The organism is Symbiobacterium ostreiconchae (genome assembly GCF_055396975.1).
This window is the reverse complement of record NZ_AP042454.1, coordinates 1,197,528-1,220,996: the sequence shown is the minus strand read 5'-3', so window position 1 is coordinate 1,220,996 and position 23,469 is coordinate 1,197,528. Positions and strand designations below refer to the sequence as shown.

Sequence of the window (23,469 nt, the reverse complement as noted above, 5' to 3'; positions counted from 1 at the left end):
TTCCACCCCCCTTTTCCCGGGCAATGCCAGTTTCTGTGACACCGCCCACTATATCTTCAAAGAATAATCGTCCTTCCTCCGGCGCGTCAACCGTTTACTCCACCGTCACGCTCTTGGCCAGGTTGCGCGGCTTGTCGACGTCGGTGCCGCGGGCCGTCGCGGCGTAATACGCCAGCAGCTGCAGCGGAATCGCCGCCAGCGCGGGCATCAGCAGCCGGTGGGCGGGAGGCAGGCAGAAAACCCGGTCACAGTGGCGGGCCGTCGCCTCATCCCCCTCCCGCGCCAGCCCCACCACAAAGGCCCCGCGCGCCCGGGTCTCCTGGATGTTGGAGATCGTCTTCTCCACCAGCTCCGGCTGCGTGTTGAGGGCCACCACCGGCACCCCGTCGGTGATCAGGGCCAGCGTGCCGTGTTTCAGCTCCCCCGCCGCGTAGGCCTCGGCGTGGATATAGCTGATCTCCTTCAGCTTCAGCTGCCCCTCCAGAGCCACGGCGTAGTCCAGGTTCCGGCCGATGAAGAAGACGTCGCTCTGCAGCGCCAGTTCCTCCGCGGCCGCCTTCACCGCCGGCTCCAGCGCCAGCACCTGTTCCGCCTGGTCAGGGAGCCGGCGGAGTCCCTGCACCAGCGCCGCGGCCTCGGCGAGGTCGATGCGGCCGTTCTGCTGCCCGAGCCAGATCGCCAGCAGGGTGAGCGCCTCCACCTGGGTGGTGTAGGCCTTGGTGGAGGCCACCGCGATCTCGGGACCCGCCCAGGTGTGGAGCACCCAGTCGGCCTCGCGGGCCGCGGTGGAGCCCACCACGTTGGTCACCGCCAGCACCTTCGCGCCCCGGCTCCGGGCCTCCCGCATCGCCGCCAGCGTGTCAGCGGTCTCCCCCGACTGCGACACCGCGACGAACAGCGTCCGGTCGTCGACCATGGGCTCCCGGTAGCGGTACTCCGACGCCAGGTCCCACTCTACGGGAATCCGGGCCAGCCGCTCGATCAGGTATTTGCCCACCAGCCCGGCATGGGCCGCCGTTCCGCAGGCCACCACCGCCACCTTGCGGAGCGCCTGCACCTCAGCTGCGCTGAGCCCCACCTCCGGCAGCCGCACCCGGCCGGCCGCCGGGTCCAGCCTGCCCGAGAGGGTGTCCCGCAGGGCCCGGGGCTGCTCGTGAATCTCCTTCAGCATGAAATGGGCGTAGCCGCCCCGCTCCGCCTGGCGGGGCTCCCAGTCCACGTGCATCACCCGGGGCTGGACCGGCTCCCCGGCTACCGTGGTCACGGTCACCCCTTCCCGGGTCAGGACGGCCAGCCAGCCCTCCTCCATCGGGATGACCTGCCGGGTGTAGGGCAGCACCGCCGGAATGTCCGAGGCCAGCAGGTGCTCCCCTTCGCCGAGGCCGATCACCAGCGGCGAGGCGACCCTTACAGCCACGATCCTGTCGGGCTCCTGCGCGCACACCACCGCCAGGGCAAACGCCCCGCGCAGCCGGGAGACGGCACGGCGCACCGCCTCCACGAGGTCCCCGTCGTAGTGGGAAGCGATCAGGTGGGGAATCACCTCGGTGTCGGTCTCGGAGCGGAAGACGCACCCCTGCCGCGCCAGCTCTTCCCGCAGCTCGGCGTAGTTCTCGATGATCCCGTTGTGCACCACGGCGAACCGGCCCGACCCGTCGGTGTGGGGGTGCGCGTTCCGATCCGACGGCCGGCCGTGGGTCGCCCACCGCGTGTGCCCGATGCCCACGCGGCTTCCGGCCGGCAGACCGGCGAGCGCCGCCTCCAGTTCGCGCAGCCTTCCCTGCCGCTTCGCCACTCGGGTCTCGCCTCCCGCGACCACGGCCACACCGGCGGAATCGTACCCCCGGTATTCCAGCCGCTGCAGGCCGTCCAACAACACGGGCAGCGCCTCGCGCTGTCCGATATAGCCAACGATGCCGCACATGGTCTGTTCCTCCTCGTGTGCATGAAAAAAGGGCCATGTCCACCCTACCCGCCTGGTCTCGCCCATCGCAGGTTACCGTGGACATGGCAAAAAGGCACAATAGGATGCCCGGGACGGCCAATGCCCGTCCTCGGCCTCACCTGGCCCCTTTGTCTCCGGGATCGCTCCCGGCCTTTGTAGAGCCGTTATCGGTCGTGAGCAACCGGGGGTCACCCGCCGAATCCTCCGAGATCCCCCACCTCGTCAACTTGCGACCCTGCCGGCCGCAAGTCCTGGCGCTTCATGGATCCAAGACGTCCCTGTGCACTTTTGCCGTCCGGAACCTACGAGACTCGCATTTCTCCCCCCTTTCCTTTTCCCAGTGTACGGAGCAGGGACGAAAACCGTCAAGAAAAAGTGGCGGGAAGCCCGTTGCCCGGAGGGCTACCCGCCGCTGTACGGAATAACCGGCTCCACCCGGAACCGCTGCCGCGCCTCCACGTCGGCCCGGGTGAGCGGGGCCGACCACTCGAAGCCGTCCAGCACGGCCGGCTTCCCACCGGCCCACAGCTGCACGGCCTCCACGCCGGGAATCTCCGTCAGGGTGTAGACCAGGGTGGCGACGACGGCGTTCACCGCCGTCTCGCCCCGCACGCCCTCCACCTCCGGCGAAAGGTCCACCACCGCGACGCCGTCCTCCAGGTTGAACCCCCGCGGCGCCGTCCCCGGCGGGAACTCGCTGAACAGCCCCAGCTCCTCGGGCGGGTGCAGCAGCTGCTCCACCGAAACCCGGATCGGGGTGATGGAAAAGGGGACCTGAATCTCCACAGGCTGCAGGGCCTCCATGCCCGCGTCAAAGTCCACGTAGTAAACCGTGACCCGCATGGTCTCCGCCGCGCCGCCGGACCGGTCGATGGCCGACCGGCTGGTGGCCAGGGGATACGCGGGCTGCTGGGGCTCGGGCGCTGCGTCCCTGGCCGGTTCGGCGGATTCGCCGCCGCCCGTCTCCGGGGCCGCCGGGCCGCCCGCTTCGTCCTCCCCGCCGGCGGGCGGGGAAGCCTCAGGCGCTGCACCGCCCGCCGGGTCCAGGACGCCCGGCTCCGCCTGCCCGGGTGCGCTCCCGGTCGAAGCCGGCACGCCGGCGCCCCGCTGTGCCCAGAGACCCGCCGCCACCACCACCAGGATCACCAGCACGACCGGGGTGAGCGGACTGCGCCACACGTCCTTCGGCGCTCCGCCCCCCCGCGCGCGGGGACGGGCGCTCCGCCTGGCCGGGGCGCCCGTGGACCGGCGGCTGGCAGGCCGCCTCTTCTTACTGGAGCTCAGTCCGAATCACCTCCGCGATGGCCACCGACAGCCGCTGGATCTGCGCCATGTCGGCGCCCTCCAGCATCACCCGGATCAGCGGCTCGGTGCCCGAGGCCCGCACGAGCACCCGCCCCTGGCCGGCCAGCTCCGCCTCGGCCCGGGCGATGGCCTCCCGGATGGCGGGGTTCTGGTCCCAGCCCTCCTTGCGTGCGACCCGCACGTTTTCCAGCCACTGGGGCAGCCGCTGCATCCGGCCCGCGAGGACCGAGAGGGGCTGCCGTTCCCGGGCGAGAATGGAGAGCAGCTGCACGGCCGTCAGAATCCCGTCGCCGGTGGTGGAGAGCGCGCCGAAGATCACGTGGCCCGACTGCTCGCCGCCCAGGCCGTAACCGCCCTTCAGCATCTCCTCCAGGACGTACCGGTCGCCGACCTTGGTGCGCACCAGGTTCACGCCGTGCGCGCGCATCAACAGTTCGAGACCCATGTTGGACATGACCGTGGCCACCAGGGTGTCGTTGGGCAGCTGCCCCCGGGCCTTCAGGTCCAGCGCGCAGATGGCCATGATCTGGTCGCCGTCCACCAGCTCGCCCCGCTCATCCACTGCGATGCAGCGGTCGGCGTCGCCGTCGTGGGCGATGCCGGCGTGGGCGCCGTGCGCCCGCACGGCCTCCTGCAGCGCCTCGGGGTGGGTCGAGCCGCAGCCGTCGTTGATGTTGAGGCCGTCCGGCGCCGTGTTCAGCGCGATCACCTCCGCGCCCAGCCGGCGCAGCACCTCGGGCGATACCCGGTAAGCCGCGCCGTGGCCGCAGTCCACCACCACCCGCAGGCCGCTCAGCGGCTCTCCGGTGGAAACCAGGTACTCGACGTACGCCTCCACCGCCTCCGCGCTCTGGCGGATGCTGCCCAGGTCCGCCCCGGTGGGACGGGGCATGGTGTCCGGCTTTGCCTTTACCTTCGCCTCCAGCTGGTCCTCGGCCTCGTCCGGCAGCTTGTAGCCGTCGGCCGAGAAGAACTTGATGCCGTTGTCAGGGGCCGGGTTGTGCGAGGCCGAGATCATCACGCCGAAGTCCGCCTTCAGGTGCCGGGTGAGGAAGGCCACGCCCGGGGTCGTGATGACCCCCAGGTCGACGACGTCGCCACCGGCGGAACAGATCCCGGCGGAGAGCGCCGCGGCCAGCATCGGGCCCGAGCGGCGGGTGTCACGGCCCACCACGGCGGTCACGCGCCCGCCCGAGCGTTCCCGGGCCAGCGCCGCCGCTGCCCGCCCCAGGGCAAAGGCCAGTTCAGGGGAAAGCGCTTCACTGTTCGCCACACCGCGGACACCGTCAGTTCCGAACATCCTGGGCATACAGAGGAAAGCCCCTTTCTACTCGATTTCAGGCAGGGAAATAGTGACCTCGACCATGGCCGGATCGATGGCCGTCTCGACGATCTCGGGCGGGTAGACCACCTTCACCGGCAGCCGGTGGGTTCCGGGACCCAGCCCCTGCACGTCGACATAGGCCATCACCGCACTGGCGTCCAGCGGGTGCACCAGGGTGTAGCGGCCCGTCAGCCGCACCTCCGCGGTGGGCTGGCTCAGGGTCACCTCCCACCCCTCGGGCGCGTTCTGCACGGCGATGGGCACCGCGCCGAACACCTTCTCGGCGCTCACCTCGCGGATCGTCACGGTGACCTCCACAGAGGTCTGCGCCAGGCTCGTGCCCGCCGGGGCCACCAGCCGGGCCACCGTGGTGAAGCTCTGGGTCTGGCCGGAGAGATCCACCGGTTCGGTCAGCACCGCCGAAACCGGCGGCAGGCTGCCGTCCAGGGTGGCCGAGCGGATGGTGACCTCGCCCGGGTCGGCAGACACCCCGACCAGCTCGAAGCCCGGCGGCAGCTCGCCGATCGTCTGCGGCGACACCGCCACCCGCCTGCCCGGGGGCAGCTCCTCCCAGGTGATCTCCACTTCGGCAAAATGCTCGGCCAGCTTCTCCACCGGCTGCATGACCGCGTCCACCAGCCGCACCGGCTTCTGCAGCCGGCTCCTGGACTCCGCCAGTTTCCCGTCCTCCAGGGGCGGCTGCAGGTCCGACCCCTGCAGCGCGACCACGGCGGTGCGCACCAGGCCCAGGTAGTCGGCCCGGCCCGACACGGCGATCGTGCCGACCACCGGGGCGGCGGTGTAGCGGAACTCACGGTCGCCCACGGCCACAATGCCCGACTCGGGCGTGACCATGACGGGCACCATCAGCGTGCGGTTCTCCACCAGGGTGACGGTGACGGTGGAAGGGTTGGCCCGGTACTCCACCTGCCCCTCGTAGCGGGGCGGGCCCGTCACCTGCACCCGGACCTCCTGGGCGCGCCCCGGCTGCTGCACGGTGCGGTAGTCCACCCGGGCCCGGAGGTCCTCGGCCTTCAGAGAGGAGACCAGCAGGTTCGGGCCGGTGACGCGGACCTCCACCTCGGTCTCCAGATCCCGGCGGCCCTCGAACACCTCGTACTCGGGGTGCGAGATCACCTCGAGCGGCACATCGAAGGTCACCGAGGTCACCTTGTTGTAGTCCTGAACCACCATGGCCCAGAGCAGCACCGAGACGCTCAGGGCCAGGAGCTTCAGCCAGAAATCCTGCCGCAGAAGGGAGAGCAGCCGCCTGATCATGACGAAGCCCCCCAGTGAAAGAGGCCCCGCACCGGGCCCGGCCGCTTGCTGCGCTCCATCAGCCTGATCAGCATCTCGCGCAGCGACTTCTCGTCGAGGTTCCGGGTGAGCTCGCGCTGGAAGGCCACCGAGATCACGCCCGTCTCCTCGGACACCACCACCACCACGCAGTCGCTCTGCTCGGTGATCCCGATGGCCGCCCGGTGGCGGGTGCCCAGGTCGTGCGGCAGGGGCGTGGCCTCGGCCAGCGGCAGCCAGCAGGCAGCGGCCGCCACCCGGTTCTGCCGGATGATCGCGGCGCCGTCGTGCAGCGGGGTCTTCTCCACGAAGAGGTTGACCAGCAGCTCCGCGGAGACCAGCGCGTCCAGCTTGATGCCGGAGTCGATGTACTCGCTGAGGCCGGTTTCGCGCTCAATGACGATCAGGGCGCCCGTCTTCGTGCGCCCCAGGATCTCCGCGGCGCGCACGACCTGGTCGATCATGCGCGTCCGCTCCTCGTCGCCAAACTCGTCGAGCCGGAGGCTCGTCTTGATCAGCCGGCCCCGGCCGATGTGCTCGAGGGCCCGCCGGAGCTCGGGCTGAAAGATGATGGGCAGGGCGACGGACGCGGCGATGAACACGTTTTCAAGGATGAACTGGATGGTATAAAGACGTAGGGCCTCGGCCACCTGGAGCGCGACCACCAGCGTGATGACGCCGTTGATCAGGGGGACTGCCCGGGTGCCGCGTATCAAGGAAAAAAGCTTATAAATGATATACGCGACCAGGCTGATGTCCAGCACCGTGCGGAGAACATCCCACGGCGAGCGCACGCCCAGGGCGGCCAGGAAGTTGACGGCGTTGGTCAGGTCTACCGGAGCCACCCCCTCGTGGGAACCCCTGCTTCTCCTCCTATGATAGCATGCGTCAATCCATCTCACTATTGGACGAACAGGTGCGCAGAAAAGTTCGGGCGGCGCCCCGTGGGGCGCCGCCGTGAGCCGCGCTACGGCTCCTCGGTCGGTTCGTCCTCGCTGGCCGAGGTGTAGTACGCCAGGCTCTGCAGTTCGATCGTCAGGTCGATGTTCTGGATGAAGACGCCGTCCAGCACCAGCTTGGCCGGTGCGAAGTTCAGGATGGCCTCGACGCCGCCCTCCTTCAGGAGCTCGGCCGTGGACTGCGCCGCGGCGGCCGGCACGGTGATGATCCCGATCTTGACGCCCAGCTTGCGACAGGTCTCGACCATCTCCGACACGTGCTGAACCCTGACGCCGTCGATCTCCTGCCCGATCTTCTCGGGGTCGACATCAAAGATCGCCGCGATGACGATGTCCTTGTGCTGGGTCAGCGAGTAGCGGGCGAGGGCGTGGCCCAGGTGCCCGAAGCCGACCAGCGCGGCCTTCACCCCGCGGTGAAGGCCCAGGATCCGGGCAATGCGGCGGCTGAGCATGGCGGTGTCGTAGCCCACCCCGCGGGTGCCGAAGGCGCCGAAGTAGGCGAGGTCTTTCCGGATCTGTTCCGGGGAGAGCCCTGTCTTCTCGGCCAGCTCCGCCGAAGAGACGATGGGAACATCAGCGGCGGCCAGGTCACTGACAACCCGCAGGTACACGGGCAGACGCTTGATCGCGGCATCAGGAATGTTGGTCCGTCGCATGCAACAGCCCCCTGATTCTCAGGTATGTCCACCGGAAGGTCAGAAGTTCCGGTTGATCACGAAGTCGGCGAGGGTCTTCAGAGCCGGCCGGGTCGCCAGCGTCGGCAGCCGGTCCAGGGCCTGCACAGCCCGGTCGATGTGCTCGCGCGCCTTCAGGCGGGCGTAGTCGAAGGAGCCGGCCTCCGCCAGGATCTCCTTCACGTGCGCCACCGCAGCGTCATCGATCGACCGGCGCTGGATGAGTTCCCGCAGCTCGGCCCGCCTCGGTGCATGCTGCAGCGCGTGGATCACCGGCAGGGTGAGAATCCCGATCTTGAGGTCGCCGCAGACCGGCTTGCCCACCGTTTCCTCGTCGCCGAAGAAGTCCAGGAGGTCGTCGGCGATCTGGAAACTGAGCCCCACGCCCATGCCGTAATCGTAGACGGCGCGCACCTGCTCCTCATCGGCCCCGGCCATGACCGCGCCCAGGCGACAGGCCTCGGCAATCAGGTAGCCGGTCTTCTGAGCGATGCGGCGGTAGTAGTCCTCCTCGGTCTGATCCACGTCGAAGTAGGACGCGATCTGCGCCAGCTCCCCCTGGCTCATCTCCCGCACCACTTCGGACATCAGCCGGACGACGCGGTTGTTGCCGGTGTCGGCCAGCAGGGTGAAGGCCTTGGCGAAGAGGTAGTCGCCCGTCAGGACCGAGACCTGATTGTTCCAGATGGCGTTGACGGTCGGCCGGCCGCGGCGCAGATCGGCGTTGTCCACCACGTCGTCGTGCACCAGGGTGGCCATGTGAATGAGTTCCACCGCCACCGCCACATCGATGACCTGCTTCAGCTCCACGCCGGGGAAGCGGCTCGCCAGGATCACCAGCGCCGGGCGGATCCGCTTGCCGCCCGAACGCAAGAGATGGGTCGAGACCTCTTCCAGCATCGTCTCCTGGGTAGACAGCGCCGCCTCGATCGCGGTCTCCACCTGCCGCAGATCCTCCGCGATGGCCGAGAAGACGTCGAGCGGCCGTGTCTTGCCGGCGAGCGGTTGCGAACTCACCTGATCACCTGCTCTTTCCGAAGTAGGACGGACCTGGTCCAAAAGGAGGAGCCAGCCTCAGCAAATCGACCTTGTGACATCATTCCTATTGTACCATGACGAATCTCAATCGCAAACTGTAAAGACTACTCATTCAGTTCTATCCGAGCGAATCGGCCAGGGCCATGAGCTGGCGCATGCGGTGCGCCGCGCCCGACTTGCCGACCGGCGGCCGGCACAGCTCGCCCAGCTCCTTCAGGCTGGCGTGCGGGTAGGCCAGCCGGAGGGCGGCCAGTTCCCGGAGCGGGGGCGAGACCTGCTCCAGGACGCCGGCGGCCTGCAGCCGCTGGATGGCCTCCACCTGCCGGGCCGCCGCGTCCGCCTGCTTCGCCATGTTGGCGACCTCGGCGTTCACCTGGCGGTTCACCCGGTTCTTCATCTCCTTGATCACGCGCACCTCCTCGTAGCGCAGCAGCGCCTGGTGCGCGCCGATGAGTCCCAGGAAGCGGATGATCTGTTCGGCTTCCTTCACGTAGAGGACCAGGCTCTCCCGGCGGGCCGCGAGCCGCGCGGAGATGCCGCAGCTGAACAGCATCTGCCCCAGCGCGTCCGCCGCCTCCGTGGCCGAGGTGGTGATCTCCAGATGGTGCTGCTTCTCGGGGCCCGCCACCCAGCCGCTGCCCAGGAACGTGCCCCGCAGGAACGCCCTGCGGCAGTGGTCGTTGGCCAGCTCCGGCGGCTCGACCCATTCGGCGGGCATGCCCGCTTCGTCGATGAAGCCCGAGAGGCGCAGCAGTTCCATGGCCTCCGGCTGGTGCGGAATGAACACGCGGTAGACGAGGTTCTTCCGCAGCTTCCGGCGCCGCATCACGATGACCTCGTACTTCACCGGCGACACGGCCTTGAGCAGCCGGATCACCTTGCGGGAAACCGGGGCGGAATCCGTGGCGAGGGTGAGGGCGATGCGGCCGCTGCCCTGGAAATGGAGCCGCCCCAGCGCCCGCACCAGCCCGGCCAGCTCCATCCGCCGGCAGCACGGCAGCTCCGGGGTCAGCAGCGCCAGCTCTCCCTTGACCGCCGCCGAGAAAGAGAGTTCGTCAGACAACCGCTACGCCTCCCGGGACTGCCCGTAAGCCCTGCGCCTGGAGAGGAAGATGCGCCGCCGCTCCTCGGCCGGCAGGATGATCGGTTCGCCCACCAGCCGCGCCAGGATGAAGATCTGGGCGGCCTCCTCCAGCGCCACCGCCGCGGCGTAGGCCCTGTCCAGCGTCTCCCCGACGGCCATGGCGCCGTGGTTCTGCAGGAGCACCGCCAGGTCCTCGCCTCCCAGCGCCTCCAGGGCGACCTCGGCGAAGGTCTCGGTGCCGCTGGGCGCGTAAGGCGCGCAGCGGATCGTGTCCCCCACCAGGGCAGCGAGCTCCGTGGAGATGACGGGGAGCTCCCGGCCCGTGCAGGCAAAGGCGGAGGCGTGGATGGAGTGCGTGTGCACCACCGCGCCCACATCGGGCCGCCGCAGGTAGGTGAGACGGTGCAGCGGGGTCTCGCTGGAGGGGCGCCGGCGGGCGTCCACGACGCGTCCTTCCAGGTCCAGGATGCAGATGTCCGCGGGCTCCAGCGCCTCATAGTCCATGCCGCTGGGGGTGATGGCGAACAGCGGGGTCCCGGGGATGCGGCAGGAGACGTTGCCCTCCGTCAGCCGCACCAGCCCGTCCGCCCGCATCCGGCGCGCCGCGGCCAGCACCGCCCGGCGCACGGCCTCGTACCGCACCCCGCCGGCCTCCGCCTCCTCCCCGAGGACCAGGGTGCTCCCGCTGATCCGGGCCGGCCGGCCGTCCCACGCCGGGGAGACCCCGTCCACGCCCCAGAGCAGCGGGACATCGCCCACCACCAGCGGCTCACCGGCGGCCATCACGGCCGGCTGCGTCCGGTCCAGCAGCTCCAGCGCCGAAAACGCCTCCCCCGCCAGAATGGCATCGGGCGGGTAGGCCATGCCCGCCAGCCGGCGGGCCAGCCACCGGGCCGTCTGCTGCAGGGCCTGTGCGCGTTCCCGGAGCTCCTCGCTCCGTGCCATGATGCTGCCCACCAGCCCGGCGGCCTCCACCAGGGCGCTGGGGGCCGTCAGGCCGTGCTGGTCGATCAGCATGGTGACCCGCTCCATGAATGCAGGGTCCTGCAGGGCTTCCCGGCAGTGCTGCAGCAGCACCCGGCCCCCGAGGGTCGGCTGCTGCTCCATCCACGCGTCCAGGTCGTCCAGGGCGCGGCTGACCGCCTCCCGCAGCCGGCCGATTTCCGCGGGCCGGTCCGCGCACACCGCCCGCTCCGGCTTCCACGCCGCGTCCACCCAGAAGATGCGCCCCTCCGCTTCCCCGGGCCATACTCCACGCGCGCTGAAAACGGCCATCTATCGACTCCCCTCCAGGCGGGAACGCTCCCGCAGTCGCTGTCGGAACAGGAAAAACTCCCAGGGCGTGTGACCCACGTGCGGCCGCCGGGCCAGGAACAGGTGCCCGATCGCCTGGGCCAGTTTCTCCGGGTCGTGGCGCACATAGTCGCCCTCCACCCGCAGGAGGTCGCGCGCCACCACCTGCACGCCCAGCCTGTGGGCGGCCGGATCCAGGACGACCGGCTCGGCGCCCTGCTCCCTGTACCGCTCCCGTACACGGGCAGGCACCGCCCGGGTGTTGACCAGGCAGATGTCCATCACGCCGTACCCGGCGTGGTCGATCATGGCCTTGATGTGGTCGGAGACCTTGAACCCGTCGGTCTCCCCCGGCTCGGTCATGACGTTGCACACATAAATTTTCAGGGCAGAGGACTGCCGGATGGCATCCGCCACCCCGGGCACGAGCAGATTGGGGATGATGGAGGTGTAGAGGCTGCCCGGGCCCAGCACAATCAGCTCGGCCTCCTGGATGGCGGCGATCACGTCGTCCAGGGCGGAAATCGGCTCGCCGCCGTCGGCCCGGTCCAGGAACACCCGCCGGATGGCGCTGCCGGCCTTGCCGATGGCCGACTCCCCGGACACCATCCGCCCGTCGGCGAGCTGCGCCCGCAGCAGGACGTGGTCCAGGGTGGAGGGCAGGACCCGTCCGCGCACGGCCAGCACCTCGCTGGCCGCCCGCACCGCCTGGTAGAAGTCCCCGGTCGCCTCGGTCATCGCCAGGATGAACAGGTTGCCGAAGGGGTGGCCGCTGAGCCCTTCTCCGCCGGTAAACCGGTACTGGAACAGGCGCTCCATCAGCGGCTCGATGTCCGCCAGGGCGATCAGGCAGTTGCGGATGTCGCCCGGGGGGAGGATGCCGAATTCGGTGCGCAGCCGGCCCGACGAGCCGCCGTCGTCCGCGACGGTGACCACCGCCGAGATGTTGGCGGTGTAGTTCTTCAGGCCCCTGAGCGTCGCCGGAAGCCCGGTCCCGCCGCCCAGCGCCACTACACGGGGCCCGCGCACCAGGAGCCGCCGCTCCAGGAACGCGTCGGCCACGCCCTCCTCGCGCGCCGTGAGCGTGGAGAGCACGGAATTCACCAGACGGCTGACGCCCACCCAGGTCAGCACCACGCCGAGGACCGCCAGCACGGCGCCGGCGACGACCGGCCCCGTGTAGAACACGGCACGGCTGGCGGCGACGTTCTCCACCAGCCACGCGCCCAGCAGCAGGTACAGGTTGATCCGCAGGGTGAGCGAAACGCCCACAACCACCAAGGCCACGCCGAGAACGGCGACGAGCAACCAGCGTTTGATGTGAAGCCCCGGCGCAAACCAGCGCAGAATGCGCATCACGGCCGCTCCTCCTCCGAGCGCTCAGGTGGGCCGGGAAGATCCCGGTGCTGGACGGACACCGAATAGCCCCGGTCCCGGATCCAGTCGGCCAGCCGCCGGGCCAGGCACACGGAGCGGTGCTGGCCGCCCGTGCAGCCGATGGCGATGGTCAGCAGGCTCTTGCCCTCCGCCACGTAGTGCGGCAGCAGGAAGCCGATCAGGCTGACCAGGCGCCGGAAGAACTGCTGCGTCGTGCTCCATTTCATCACGTACGCGTCCACCGCGGGGTCCTCCCCCGTCAGCGCCTGGAGATCGGGCACGTAATGGGGGTTGGGCAGGAAGCGCACGTCAAACAGGAGGTCGGCATCCAGCACGGCGCCGTTCTTGAACCCGAAGGAGACCACGTTCACGTGGAAGCCGGGGCTCTCCTGGTCCTGGCCGAACCGTCGGCTCAGCTCCTTCCGCAGGTCGGCCGGGGTCATGTGCGTCGTGTCGACGATGAAGGTGGCGAGGCCGCGCAGCTCCTGCAGCAGCTTCCGCTCCCGCTGGATCCCGTCCAGCAGACGGCCCTGGGGGGCCAGCGGATGGCGCCTCCGGCTCTCCTTGTAGCGGCGGACCAGCACCTCGTCCGCGGCATCCATGAACAGGATCTGATAGGCCACGCCGATCTCCGCGGTCTCGCGCAGGGCGCCCAGAATTTCGTTGAAGAACCGGCCGCCGCGGATATCGATGCCCAGCGCCAGCCGGCTAACCTTGCCTTCCGTCTGGCCGAACAGCTCGGCCAGCTTGGGCATGAGCGACGGGGGCAGGTTGTCGACGCAGAAAAAACCCAGATCCTCCAGGTGTTTCAGCGCCTGGGTCTTGCCTGCGCCCGACATCCCGGTCACGATCACCAGCCGAATGGACTGGCCCACGTCCATCACCCCCGGACTCTCACCGCCAGCATTCGCCCCTGACCGGCCCTTCTCCTGTTCCGCACCGCCGATCTAGTGAATCTCGCCCCCCTGTGCGGACCAGTCCGCCCAGTCGCTGGGCCGCCGTCCCGTACGGCTGCGGCGCGGGGCCTCTGCCCGGCCGCCCTGCCGGCTCCAGTCGGTCCACCCGCCGGGGTCAGGCAGCCGTCGCCGCTGCGCCAGCCAGCCCTCCAGGCCGCCGCGGTCGCTGTTGACCACCTGCTCCGGCGGCACCCCCGCGGCAGCGAGCAGGGCCACCGCGGCGCGGCAGTCGCCCACGTCTTCAGGCCCGCGGGCGCCCGAGGTCACGGCGAACCGCACCCCCAGCCGCGCCGCCTGGCGCAGGAAGGCCGCCGACGGCCGGGGACGCCGGGCACATACCTCCAGAACTGCGCCCCGGTCCAGGCAGGCGCGGGCCAGCTCCGCCGGGTCGACCTCCAGCCTGCCCGGGAGGGCGATCAGGTCGATGTCGTGCCGGTAGACCGCCGCGATCACCGCGTCGGTCACCGTCCGGCGCAGCGCGGGCCGGTAGCGGGGGAACCAGCGCTGTAGCGCCGGGGCCACCTGCGGCGCCGCCACCGCCAGGACCAGGTCGTGCTCCCGCGCGGCCCACCGGGCCAGGTCCACGTCGCCCTCGGGCGAGACGATCCGGCAGGCGGCGCCTGACAGCACCCGCATGGCGGGCGTGCGGCGATCGACGTCCCGGGCCGCTTCGAGAACGGGTCTCACGCTTCTGCGATCCGGTGCGAACAGCGCCACGGCCTCCAGACCGCGGGCCAGGGCCGCGGCCACCTGCTCGGCCGCGCGGCCGGAGGCCGGCCCCGTGCGCACCTCCGTGTGGAGATCTGCGATGATGCGCAATGTGCGTCCCTCCCTCGCAGCCGCTAGTATTCCCGGCAGGAATTGCGCGTCCCGGCGCCAAACCTTCCGAAACAGGGAGAGTGACCGGTGGCGCTCCGCACGGGAGGTGACGGCCGTGGGAGGTCATCCGAGGCAGCCCAGGACCGAGCGCGAGCTGCGCAGTCTCGACTTGAAGGAGTTTCTCGCGCTGGTGGAAGCCGACATCCGGGAGCTGGACCGGCGGCAGCTGGTCCGACAGAGGCTGCCGTCGCTGCCGCTCCGGGAGGTGTCGTGCTGCGGCAAGCGGCTGGGCGCGTTCCCGCCCTCCGCGCAGGTGCGCTGTCCCTTCTGCGGCACGTGGATCGTCCCCGGTCAGGATTCCCCGGCAGACTGATCTCCCCCTGCAGCGTGCATCGGGGCAGGCGCCCGCGCCTGCCCCGGTTTCCGTATTCCCATCCAACCGCACGTTCCCTCAGCGCCACGCCAGGGTCGCCGCGCCGATCAGCCCGGCGTCGTTGCCCAGCGCAGCCTGCACGACCCGGACGACGCCGGCAGGGCCGGGCATCGCCTGCTCGGCGATCGCGCGGCGCATCGGCTCCAGCAGGAGGTCGCCGGCGTAGGCGCCGCCCCCGCCGACGACGATCAGGGCGGGGTTCAGCGCGCTCACCAGCATGGCCGCGGCCTGGCCCAGGTACGCCCCGGCACGCCGCAGAATCGCGGACGCGGCGGCATCGCCCTCCCGGGCGGCGGCGATGACCACCCGGGCGTCGACCCGCCCCGCCTGCCCGGCGCTGAGGCGCGCCATGGCCGGCGACCGGCCGGCCGCAACGGCCGCCTGACCGTCCCGCGCCATGGCCGCAGCCGAGGCCACGGCTTCAAGACATCCCGTCAGGCCGCACGCGCAGCGCGGCCCGTCGGGCGCCACGCGAATGTGGCCCAGCTCCCCCGCCCAGCCGGCCGCCCCGCGGTAGACGCGTCCGCCGAGAATCAGGGCGCCGCCCACGCCGGTACCCAGGGTGAACAGGATAACGTCATCGACGCCGCGGGCGGCGCCGCACCACTGCTCGCCCCACGCGGCGCAGTTCGCGTCGTTCTCCAGCCGCACGGGCACGCCCAGCCGGTGGCGGAGCAGGGCAGCCAGGGGAACCTCCCGCCAGCCCAGGTTGCCCGAACTCACCACCACCCCCCGGGCGGCGTCGCAAATCCCCGGTGTGCCTACCCCCACGCCGTCCACGTCCCCGAGCGTCAGTCCGCAGGCCTGCAGGGCCTCCCGGGCCGTGATCGCGATCCGGTCCGCGACCCCTTCCGGGCCCGTCTCCGGCTCCGTAGCCCGTGAAGCCCGGGACAGAATCTCGCCGGCGCGGCTCACCACGCCGGCCTTGATCGCCGTGCCCCCGAGGTCGATCCCCAAAGCCAGCCCGGTCCCCGCCGGCATGCGCGCGCCTCCTTCGCCGCTAACTGCCCCGCTGCTGGCGCACCAGCAGCCAGACGCCGAGGCCCACCGCCAGGGCGCCGAAGGTGAAGCCGTTGACCGCCCGCTGCACCTCCCAGTACCTGCTCTGGAAGACCCACCTCAGCAGGTCGGTCGTGATCACCCGCCAGAGGGCAAGCGCGCCCAGGACGATCAGAGCAATGGCGGCATGACGCTGTCCGAACCGCTGGGGCAGCGTCTGCAAGTCGAGAAAACCCCGGTCCTCCACCTCCAGCCCCTGGCTGAGCCGCAGGTGGATCTCGCGGGCATCGAAGATGCTGTAGAAGATCGCGGCGGGAATATACAGGCCCAGCAGTCCGGGGAACGCCAGGTTGAGGATCATGCCGCCTGCGAGGGTGATCAGGAAAAACTGGGTGCCCCGGTTGAAGTAGCCCATGTAGAAGTGGCCGACGCCGGGCGCGATGGAGAGGACGAAGCGGACCAGCCCGTTGATCTCGCGCACGGGCTGCTGCATGCGCGCGGCCAGACACGGCTTGCAGTAGGGCTGTCCGCCGAGGTCAACCAGGCAATCCGCACACACCGGCCGTCCACAGTGGCTGCAGATCCCCCTGACCTCCCGGTCGGGGTGGTAGGTGCAGCTCATCGGTGTCTCCTCCCGCGAAAGTCAGTCGATTCAGGCCGTCAGTGCGTACCACATGCTCAGCAGCCGGTCGGACAGGGGCCCTGCCCAGGCCTGGATGGCCGCCCAGTAAGCCTGCCCCTTGGCGGTCCACACCGCCAGCCGGTCAGTGGCCTGGCTCCAGAGGAAAAACCGGTTGCCCAGCGAAACTACCACAAGAGTAGCGGCCAGGGCATAGGCGACGCTGGCGTACTGGTGGATCGACCAGTGCCCCTGCAGCCAGGGCCAGAGCAGGGAGAAGGGCCGCGGCTGCTCGGCCGCCACACGGGCCATCACCCGCTCGGTGAAGTCGTCCGGCAGCGGCGGCGGTTCGTTCAGCACCATCCGCGCCAGTTCCGGATCGGCCAGGTCGCTGAGCAGATCCCGGCCCTCCGCGAGGTCGCGGCACGCCAGGCACTCCCGGAGGTGCGCGTCGAAGTCCGCCCGCTCGGCCTCCGCCAGCTCGTCAGCCCAGTACGCCTCCAGGCGCCGGCGCACATCGCTGCACTTCAACGCGCTCACCTCCTTCCGCGTCGGCCAGCATCCGTCTCAGGTTCGCCCTGGCCCGGTACAGCCGGGTTTCCACCGTCCGCACCGGCACCCCGAGCCTGTCGGCGATCTGCTGATAGCTCAGGTGGTAGAAGTGGTAGAGCAGCACAACCTCCCGGTAGTCCGGCGAGAGCCGGTCAATCGCCTGCCGCAGGCGCCGGCGCCGCTCTTCCCGGAGCGTGAGCTCCTCCGGCCCGGCTTCCGGGCTGGGCAGGTCGGGCATCCGCTGCTCCTCCTCGCCCGGGGGCGGTTCCAGCGGCACGGTGAGCGGTCGCCGCTTGCGGGCCCGGAGCCAGTCGAACGCCATGTTCAGGGTCACCCGGTGGAGCCAGGTGGTGAACGCGGCATCGCCCCGGTAGCTCCCGAGGCTGCGGTAGACCTTGACAAAGACCTCCTGCGCCAGGTCCTGCGCGTCGGCGGCGTCGCCAACCACCTGATAAAGGGTGCGGTAAACACGCCCCTTGTGACGGTTCACAAGGGCGGCGAACGCATCCATATCTCCCTGTTGCGCTGCAAACACCAGAGTTTCGTCACGGGGAGACAATGGTTTCCCACACCTCTCAGGGGTTCTGCCGCGTTAGACGTACAGGACGGGGGCGTTCCCTTCACCGAGTTTTCATTCTCAGTTCATGTGATAAGCGGAGGATAGACGCGTGACCACAAGACAACAGGTGGCTCTGCTTCGGGTTCTCTCCTTCTACCTGACGGCGCTGGTCCTGCTGTTGTTCGCAGGCGGCGCCCTCCAGTTCACGTTCGGCCTCGCCGGTGTCGTGGCCACCCAGCTCCTGATCTTCGTCACGCTGCCGCTCCTCTTCACCCGCCTGGTGGAGAAGCGGCCCGCCCGCCCGTTCCTGCGGCTGCGCATGCTGACGCTGCGGGGCTTCGGGCGCGCCGTGCTGCTGGGCGTCGTCGGCTGGCTGGCCGCGCAGCTGATGGGCGCCGTGCTGGTGCTGCTGGTCCATCTCCTGGGCGGAGAGATGATCCAGACCTACCAGATCCTCCTGGACGCCGGGTCGACGCTGGCCCTGCTGGTCGGCGCCCTGGTGCCCGCCATCTGCGAGGAGCTCTCCTTCCGGGGCTACGTGCTCGGGGCCCTGCGCTCACTGGGTCCCACCGCGGCGGTCGTGCTGACCGGGCTGCTCTTCGGCGCCCTCCATCTCAGCATCGTCCGGCTCATTCCGCTGACCGTGCTGGGCATGCTGTGGGCTCTGGCGGTGCAGCGATCGGGCTCGATCCTGCCCGGCATGATCATGCACCTGCTCAACAACGGCATCGCGCTCCTGCTGACATTTTTCGTGCAGGATCACGCAAGTCCTGCCGAGCTGCAGGGCCTCGAGACCCTTCCCGCTGCAGCCGCCTGGACCTCGATCGCCATGCTGACCCTGATGGCCGCCGCGCTGACGGCCGCGGCCTACTTCCTCGCGGCTGGATTCAGCCCCCGCCATCTGGCCCGCCCCGCCGAGATCGACATCGAGTGGGAGTGGCAGGCCGAGGGCCAGGCGGAGCCGGGGCCGGTCGCCGAAGGGGATGCCGAGCTGCAGCGGCTCGCCGCCGAGCTCGCCGCGCTCCGGCTGCGCCGCCGCCGGATGCTGCGCGCGGCCTCGCTGCTCACCGGCGGGTTGACGCTGGGCATCTACCTGTGGGCCGCCATGCAGGAGCTGGCGGCGGTCTTCGGCTGAACCCGGGCGCCGGTCGTTCAGGGAAGCCGTGCCACCACGGTCCCGCCCCCGAACTGCAGGGCGTCACAGGCCATCCGGCGCGCCTCGGGCGGCAGCGCGTCCGGCGTCACCCAGTCGTACGCCTCGTGCTCGTGGGAGAGGCGGATGGGCTCCCCCGCCAGCCGGCAGCGGAATACCCCGACATAGGCAGCCGACCGCTCCACATAGTACAGCCCCGTCAGGGACTCCACCGCCACATCGACGCCCAGCTCTTCCCGGCACTCCCGCCGCAAGCCCTCATCCAGATGCTCGCCCGCCTTCAGCCCGCCGCCGGGCAGCAGCAGGGCCTCGGCGTAGCGCGATTTCAGGACCAGCACCCGCCCGGCTTCGTCGCAGATCACCGCATGGGCGGCCACCTTGCGGGGGTTCAGCTTCAGGAAGAGATCGTAGCCGACGGCGGCCACGGTACGGAAGAATGCTGCCAGTCTCATGCAGGCCCTCCATCACGCGCTTATGCCAACATCATACACCGAAAGGGCCGTCTCTGCCGCCCCGGGGCTTATGTCACCACCACGCCCCGGGGCATAGCATGTGATGGGAGGTGTGCAGCATGCCACATTGGCTGATGCGTGCAGTCGAACCCATCGTGGCCCACGGACTGCGGGAGATGCGGATGGAGGGCGCGAACCGCGAACATATCCTGCGTGAAGTCGCGCTCATGAGCGCGCTGGTCGGCACGGGCATGCCCGCCGCGCAGGCGATTCGCCTCGTGGAGGCCTTGGAGCCGCAACTGCTGGGCATGCCGCGGGGCGAGGCCCGGGAGCCGGAGCACGCCGGCTACGGCTACCCGGAGATGGGTGGATTCGGCAAGGGCTTCCCGGGGATGGGCTTCCCCGGCATGGGATTCCCGGGCATGGGCTACCCCGGTATGGGCTATCCGGGCATGGGCTACCCCGGCATGGGCGGCTGGGGCAAGGACGGTTTCGGCAAGGGCATGATGATGGGCCCCTGGGGCAAGATGCCCGGCGCGGCCCCCATGGGCTGGCCGCAGAACGGCCAGGATCCTATGCAGGGCACGCAGCCCCAGTAGCCGGCCTCAGTCCTTCTCCCTCCGGGCCAGCCCGCTGAGGAGCGCGGTGACGACGGCGTAGATCAGCGACACCACCAGGGCGTTGCGGAAGCCGCCCACCTCGAAGCCGGCCACCAGCGCGTCGGTCAGCATCATCACCACTGCGTTGATCACCAGCGCGAACAGGCCGAAGGTGAGACAGGTGATGGGCAGGGTGAGCCACTTCAGGATGGGGCGGACCGTGAGGTTCAGCAGCGAGAGGACCACAGCCGCCGCGACGGCGGCTTCAAACCCGGCCACGTGAAAGCCGGGCAGGATGCCCAGCGAGGGCGCGGCGTAGGCGATGGCCAGCAGGGTGAGCGCGCCGAGCGCCCAGCGGATGAGCAGGCTCACGGTTAACCCTCCTCAATGCAGGTTCGCCGCGGTCGGCGCCGCGGCGAACCCGTTTTTTCCCGACCTGAATTATTCGACGGAAATGGAGCCCAGGCCGGTGCGCACGCGAATGTCCACTTTCTGCGCTGCCATGTCGTAGCCCTCGGTGTGGGCGACGACGTGCTTGTAGCCGATGTTCCGCTCATCCAGCTCGTACACCAGGTCCGGGCGGTTCACCGAGACGCTGCCCATGCCGGTGTGCGCGTCGATGAACAGGCCCACCGCCCGGCTCATCCGGCCGGTGTCGATGGACGCTGAGCCGTTGCCGGTCTTCAGCTGCATCCGCTCGGAGCGGCGGCCCAGGGGCACGACCCGCAGCGAGCCGTTGCCCGTGGTGGCCTCCAGGTCGGCGATATCGCCCTCCACCTCCACCGAGCCGTTGCCCGACTTCAGGTAGAGGCGGTCGGCCGTCACGCCGAGGACGGTGATGCGGCCGTTGCCGCTCTTGAGGGTGCCCTCCGTGAGGCCGATCCCCTCCAGCCGGATGTGCCCGTTGCCCGTGCGGGTCTCCAGATGGTAGGTGTGCTCGCCGGGCAGGAACAGCGTCACGTGGACGGAGAGGTCCGTCCAGTCGAACCGCCGGTCGGTCTCCAGCTGAAAGCCGGTTTCCGTGGCCGTCACCCGGTACGCCTCCTCCGCCCGCTTCCGGGCGTCGGCCTCGCTGGCGCCCCGGGCCTTGACCAGAATCTGCGCCTTGTACCCCGGTTCATCCCACCGCCGCAGCTCGACGTGGCCGTTGCCGGTGAAGATCCTGAGCGGCACCTGTCCGGCGGTGAAGACCCCGCTGATCTCCGTCGGAAACTCGTACCGCTGCCCGGTGAAGTCGTTCAGGACCCCGGTGACCTTCTCCACGACCTCTTCGAACAGGCTGGACAGCCCGGAACCCAGCGATGTCGAGACGGCGGCGCGCCGCTCCCGCGGCCTCGGCGGGGGTTCGGCGCCGGGCTGCTCCTCCCGCTGGCCCTCCAGGGCCCGCAGCAGCTCCGCGCCCTCGCTGGCGGTGATCTTGCCTTCCGCCACCATCTGCAAGATAAGGAGCCGTTCCTCCTGGGACATTCAGCCGACCCTCCTCGTCTACTCTGCCAACTCGTTGAGCTTCCGGATCGCCCGGGACGCCCTCAGCCGCACGTCCTCCCCGGCCTCTTCGGCCTCCAGGGCCTCCTCCTCGGCTTCCTCCGCCGCTTCGATGGCTTCCGCCACCGCTTCCTCTGCGGCTTCGATCGCGTCCGCCACGGCTTCCTCCACCGCTTCGATCGCGTCCGTCACGGCCTCTTCCGCCGCTTCGACGGCCTCCTTCACAGCTTCCTTCGCCGTCGCCCGCGCCTCCTGCACGGCCTCCTTCGCCGCTGCCCGGGCTTCCCGCACGGCCTCCCTCGCCGCCGCCCGGTCCAGCGAATCGGCCAGCGCGCGGATCCGGCGGTAGGGCTCCCGCCGCTCCATCTCCGCCAGCCGCTCCTCCACCGACCGCACGGCCCGGTCGAGGGCGGCGTCGGCCTCGTCCAGCAACTGCTGAAGGAGCGCCTGCAGCCGCGCCCCCAGTTCGCCCCGGTCCGCCGGGGCCTTCACCGGCCGGGCGGCACCGGAGGCCGCCGGTTCGGCGTGGGCGGCGGTCTCCTCCAGCGAACGGAGCAGGGCGTCAGCCTCCTCGACAGTGATCCTGCCGTCCGCCAGCATCTGCAGGACCATCAGACGATCCTCCTGCACCGCTGCCACCCCCTCAGAGGCTCTTCAGCGCCGCCACCGCCTCTTCGGCGGTGATCTCCCCGCGGTTCAGCCGGTCGAGCACTTCCTTGCGGCGGGCCTGCTTCGCCCGGGCCTCCTCATCGGCCGCCGCGCGGTCCACCCGGTAGCCCAGGGTCTCCAGCACCGCGTCGAGCCGGGCGCGCACCGTGGGATACGAGATGGAAAGCTCTCGCTCGACCTCCTTGATGTTCCCCCGGGCCCGCAGAAAGATGGCCACGAACTCCTGCTGCTCCGGCGTAAGCCGGGCAAACGGCGACGCGTCGAAGCGGCCCTCCACTTTCGTGGCGCAGTGGCTGCACTCCAGCCGGGTGACCGTCAACTCGCCGCTGCAGACGGGGCACTGACCGGGCATCCGCCACTTCTTCAACCCCATCACCTCTTCCCCTGCGTGTGTGTGGCCCCGAAGATTAAAGGGGCACCTTAACTTCCCTGAAGCGCCGGTTTCAAGCTGATGATATGCGCGCACCATCACCGATGTCAAGCCCCTGGTTCATCGTTTTCAAGGGTGCGCCTTCACATCAGTGATGGTTCCCTTCAAACCACCCGTACATACCTGTAAGGAATTCCGGGTCGTCCAAAGGATATACGACACCGATGGGGGTCGAATCGAGGTGCTCCGGCTGCGACGGATTCACGGGATCCTCCTTGTGCTGATCTGGCTGGTGCTGCTGCTGGGCGGCGCTTTCCGGCCGCAGGGCGCCCGGGGCGGTCCGCCGCGCCCCGCCGTCGGTCACCCTGCGCCGGCGCTCACGCTGACCGACCTCAGCGGCCGGACCGTCAGCCTGGCGGACTTCCGGGGCCAGGCGGTCTTCCTCAACTTCTGGGCTTCCTGGTGCGGGCCTTGCCGCGCCGAGATGCCGGAGATTCAGCGGCTGGCCGCGTCGCTGCCCGCCGGAACCGCCGTCCTCACGGTCAACCTCACGGCCCGGGAGGCGAGCCCCTCCGCGCCGCTGGCCTACCTGACCGAGCACGGGTACAGCTTCCCCGTCCTGCTGGACCCCGCCGACGACGCCGGCGCCCGGTTCCAGGTGGCCTCCATGCCCACCAGCCTGTTCATCAGCCCCGAGGGCGTGGTGACCGCCCGCGTGGCCGGGCCCCTGACTTACCGGGCCATGTTGGAGTACCTGGCGGCCGCGGCGGCGGGGCCGCCCGCCCCCCCGACCGGGTTCAGCCTCGGGAGCCGGCTGCCCGAGTCGGTCAGCCTCGGCTCCGCCGTGCTGCCCACCCGGGCGCTGTTCTGGCTGGCCGGCCTCCTGCTGGCCTACGCCCTGGCGGGCCTTCCGGGCCCCGGCCGGGACGCGGCAGAGCCTGCCCGCGACCTGGTCGTCAACCTGGCGGTGGGCGGGGTGATCGGCGCGAAGCTGCTCTACGTGGCGCTGGACCCCGGCGCGTACCTGGGGAGCCCCCTGCTCCTGCTGACGTTCCCCTACGGCGCCCTCGCGCTTCCGGGCGCCCTGGCCGGCGGGATGGCCCTGGGCCTCTGGGGGCTGCGGGGCGCGCCCCACAGGCTGCAGGTCTGGGACCGCGCCCTGCCCGCGCTGCTCCTGGGGGCCGGGGTGGGCGCCCTCGGCTCACCCGCGCCGGCCGACTGGGCCCTGGGGCCGGCCCTTCTGGCGGCCGGGCTGCTGAGCCTCCTGGCCATCTCCCGCGCGGCCCCGGCGCCGGGCCAGGGGGCCATGACGGCCGTCCTGCTGGGCGGTCTCGCCCTGGCGCTGGCAGACCTCGCCCGCCCGTCCGGCGCCCCTGCCGGCGTCACGTCGCTGCAGCTTGCAGCAGCCGTTGCGGCGACCGCGGCCTGGCTCTGGTGGGAACGGCGGCAGCGGCGCGCAACGGCCTGAAACCGCAGGAAAAAGGGGGAGGGCTCCCTCGTCCGGGAGCT

General features: G+C 70.2%; 25 protein-coding genes. 4 read left to right on the top strand and 21 right to left on the bottom strand.

What is annotated here, in order from left to right:
• Positions 1-94: 94 nt before the first annotated feature.
• The 12 genes from glmS to ACZ5UM_RS05950 form a co-directional block, all read right to left on the bottom strand.
• Positions 95-1,924: a glutamine--fructose-6-phosphate transaminase (isomerizing) gene (gene glmS, locus ACZ5UM_RS06005; RefSeq protein WP_464847480.1), complete on the bottom strand. Its 1,830-nt coding sequence runs from the start codon at positions 1,922-1,924 to the stop codon at positions 95-97.
• 423 nt (positions 1,925-2,347) lie between these two features.
• Positions 2,348-3,124, bottom strand: coding sequence for a GerMN domain-containing protein (locus tag ACZ5UM_RS06000; protein ID WP_464847479.1), 777 nt, complete (start codon positions 3,122-3,124; stop codon positions 2,348-2,350).
• Positions 3,125-3,215: 91 nt separating this feature from the next.
• Complete coding sequence (gene glmM, locus ACZ5UM_RS05995; protein ID WP_464847477.1) at positions 3,216-4,559, bottom strand: phosphoglucosamine mutase; 1,344 nt, start codon at positions 4,557-4,559, stop codon at positions 3,216-3,218.
• 18 nt (positions 4,560-4,577) lie between these two features.
• Entirely contained in the window at positions 4,578-5,852 is a 1,275-nt protein-coding gene (locus tag ACZ5UM_RS05990) for a CdaR family protein (RefSeq protein ID WP_464847476.1), read from the bottom strand.
• Entirely contained in the window at positions 5,849-6,715 is an 867-nt protein-coding gene (gene cdaA / locus ACZ5UM_RS05985) for a diadenylate cyclase CdaA (RefSeq protein ID WP_464847473.1), read from the bottom strand. The genes ACZ5UM_RS05990 and cdaA overlap by 4 nt, the downstream gene beginning before the upstream one ends.
• 122 nt (positions 6,716-6,837) lie before the next feature.
• Positions 6,838-7,485, bottom strand: coding sequence for a redox-sensing transcriptional repressor Rex (locus ACZ5UM_RS05980; protein WP_464847472.1), 648 nt, complete (start codon positions 7,483-7,485; stop codon positions 6,838-6,840).
• 39 nt (positions 7,486-7,524) lie between these two features.
• A complete protein-coding gene (locus ACZ5UM_RS05975; protein ID WP_464847471.1) occupies positions 7,525-8,520 on the bottom strand; it encodes a polyprenyl synthetase family protein in 996 nt (331 codons plus the stop codon).
• Positions 8,521-8,659: 139 nt separating this feature from the next.
• Positions 8,660-9,604, bottom strand: a complete 945-nt coding sequence (gene whiA, locus ACZ5UM_RS05970) for a DNA-binding protein WhiA (RefSeq protein WP_464847470.1) — start codon at positions 9,602-9,604, stop codon at positions 8,660-8,662.
• A gap of 3 nt (positions 9,605-9,607) precedes the next feature.
• The gene (locus ACZ5UM_RS05965; protein WP_464847469.1) at positions 9,608-10,900 is read right to left on the bottom strand and encodes a class II aldolase/adducin family protein; all 1,293 of its coding nucleotides are present in this window, start codon (positions 10,898-10,900) and stop codon (positions 9,608-9,610) included.
• A complete protein-coding gene (locus ACZ5UM_RS05960; protein ID WP_464848298.1) occupies positions 10,901-12,274 on the bottom strand; it encodes a gluconeogenesis factor YvcK family protein in 1,374 nt (457 codons plus the stop codon).
• Positions 12,274-13,179, bottom strand: a complete 906-nt coding sequence (gene rapZ / locus ACZ5UM_RS05955; RefSeq protein ID WP_464847468.1) for an RNase adapter RapZ — start codon at positions 13,177-13,179, stop codon at positions 12,274-12,276. Before rapZ ends, ACZ5UM_RS05960 begins: the two co-directional genes overlap by 1 nt.
• Positions 13,180-13,242: 63 nt before the next feature.
• Positions 13,243-14,070 carry a hypothetical protein gene (locus tag ACZ5UM_RS05950; RefSeq protein WP_464847467.1) on the bottom strand — a complete coding sequence of 276 codons (828 nt, stop codon included), beginning with the start codon at positions 14,068-14,070 and terminating at the stop codon, positions 13,243-13,245.
• 115 nt (positions 14,071-14,185) lie between these two features.
• On the opposite strand from ACZ5UM_RS05950, the gene ACZ5UM_RS05945 reads away from it, so the two are divergent.
• Positions 14,186-14,443, top strand: a complete 258-nt coding sequence (locus ACZ5UM_RS05945) for a hypothetical protein (protein WP_464847466.1) — start codon at positions 14,186-14,188, stop codon at positions 14,441-14,443.
• 78 nt (positions 14,444-14,521) lie between these two features.
• Here the strand turns inward: ACZ5UM_RS05945 and ACZ5UM_RS05940 are convergent, their stop codons facing one another.
• Genes ACZ5UM_RS05940 through ACZ5UM_RS05925 form a run of 4 tightly spaced genes read right to left on the bottom strand, consistent with a single transcriptional unit; the run spans position 14,522 to position 17,184 of the window.
• A complete protein-coding gene (locus ACZ5UM_RS05940; protein WP_464847465.1) occupies positions 14,522-15,484 on the bottom strand; it encodes an ROK family protein in 963 nt (320 codons plus the stop codon).
• 19 nt (positions 15,485-15,503) lie between these two features.
• Entirely contained in the window at positions 15,504-16,124 is a 621-nt protein-coding gene (locus ACZ5UM_RS05935) for a B-box zinc finger protein (protein WP_464847464.1), read from the bottom strand.
• A gap of 30 nt (positions 16,125-16,154) precedes the next feature.
• The gene (locus ACZ5UM_RS05930) at positions 16,155-16,652 is read right to left on the bottom strand and encodes an anti-sigma factor family protein (RefSeq protein WP_464847462.1); all 498 of its coding nucleotides are present in this window, start codon (positions 16,650-16,652) and stop codon (positions 16,155-16,157) included.
• Positions 16,606-17,184: an RNA polymerase sigma factor gene (locus ACZ5UM_RS05925; protein ID WP_464847461.1), complete on the bottom strand. Its 579-nt coding sequence runs from the start codon at positions 17,182-17,184 to the stop codon at positions 16,606-16,608. Before ACZ5UM_RS05925 ends, ACZ5UM_RS05930 begins: the two co-directional genes overlap by 47 nt.
• Positions 17,185-17,341: 157 nt before the next feature.
• On the opposite strand from ACZ5UM_RS05925, the gene ACZ5UM_RS05920 reads away from it, so the two are divergent.
• Positions 17,342-18,367, top strand: coding sequence for a CPBP family glutamic-type intramembrane protease (locus ACZ5UM_RS05920; RefSeq protein WP_464847460.1), 1,026 nt, complete (start codon positions 17,342-17,344; stop codon positions 18,365-18,367).
• A 17-nt stretch (positions 18,368-18,384) separates the two neighbouring features.
• On the opposite strand, the gene ACZ5UM_RS05915 is transcribed toward ACZ5UM_RS05920, so the two are convergent.
• The gene (locus tag ACZ5UM_RS05915; protein ID WP_464847459.1) at positions 18,385-18,837 is read right to left on the bottom strand and encodes an NUDIX domain-containing protein; all 453 of its coding nucleotides are present in this window, start codon (positions 18,835-18,837) and stop codon (positions 18,385-18,387) included.
• Positions 18,838-18,956: 119 nt separating this feature from the next.
• Between ACZ5UM_RS05915 and ACZ5UM_RS05910 the strand changes: the two genes are divergently transcribed.
• Positions 18,957-19,436, top strand: coding sequence for a hypothetical protein (locus ACZ5UM_RS05910; RefSeq protein ID WP_464847457.1), 480 nt, complete (start codon positions 18,957-18,959; stop codon positions 19,434-19,436).
• A 6-nt stretch (positions 19,437-19,442) separates the two neighbouring features.
• On the opposite strand, the gene ACZ5UM_RS05905 is transcribed toward ACZ5UM_RS05910, so the two are convergent.
• The 4 genes from ACZ5UM_RS05905 to ACZ5UM_RS05890 all read right to left on the bottom strand — a co-directional run bounded on the left by ACZ5UM_RS05905 (position 19,443) and on the right by ACZ5UM_RS05890 (position 21,963).
• Positions 19,443-19,808: a phage holin family protein gene (locus tag ACZ5UM_RS05905; RefSeq protein WP_464847455.1), complete on the bottom strand. Its 366-nt coding sequence runs from the start codon at positions 19,806-19,808 to the stop codon at positions 19,443-19,445.
• A gap of 69 nt (positions 19,809-19,877) precedes the next feature.
• Complete coding sequence (locus tag ACZ5UM_RS05900; protein ID WP_464847453.1) at positions 19,878-20,903, bottom strand: DUF4097 family beta strand repeat-containing protein; 1,026 nt, start codon at positions 20,901-20,903, stop codon at positions 19,878-19,880.
• 18 nt (positions 20,904-20,921) lie between these two features.
• On the bottom strand, positions 20,922-21,551 hold the full coding sequence (locus ACZ5UM_RS05895) for an SHOCT-like domain-containing protein (RefSeq protein WP_464847451.1): 630 nt from the start codon (positions 21,549-21,551) through the stop codon (positions 20,922-20,924).
• A gap of 13 nt (positions 21,552-21,564) precedes the next feature.
• Positions 21,565-21,963: a DUF2089 family protein gene (locus tag ACZ5UM_RS05890; protein ID WP_464847450.1), complete on the bottom strand. Its 399-nt coding sequence runs from the start codon at positions 21,961-21,963 to the stop codon at positions 21,565-21,567.
• 238 nt (positions 21,964-22,201) lie between these two features.
• On the opposite strand from ACZ5UM_RS05890, the gene ACZ5UM_RS05885 reads away from it, so the two are divergent.
• Positions 22,202-23,428, top strand: coding sequence for a TlpA family protein disulfide reductase (locus tag ACZ5UM_RS05885; RefSeq protein WP_464847449.1), 1,227 nt, complete (start codon positions 22,202-22,204; stop codon positions 23,426-23,428).
• The last annotated feature ends 41 nt before the right edge of the window (positions 23,429-23,469 follow it).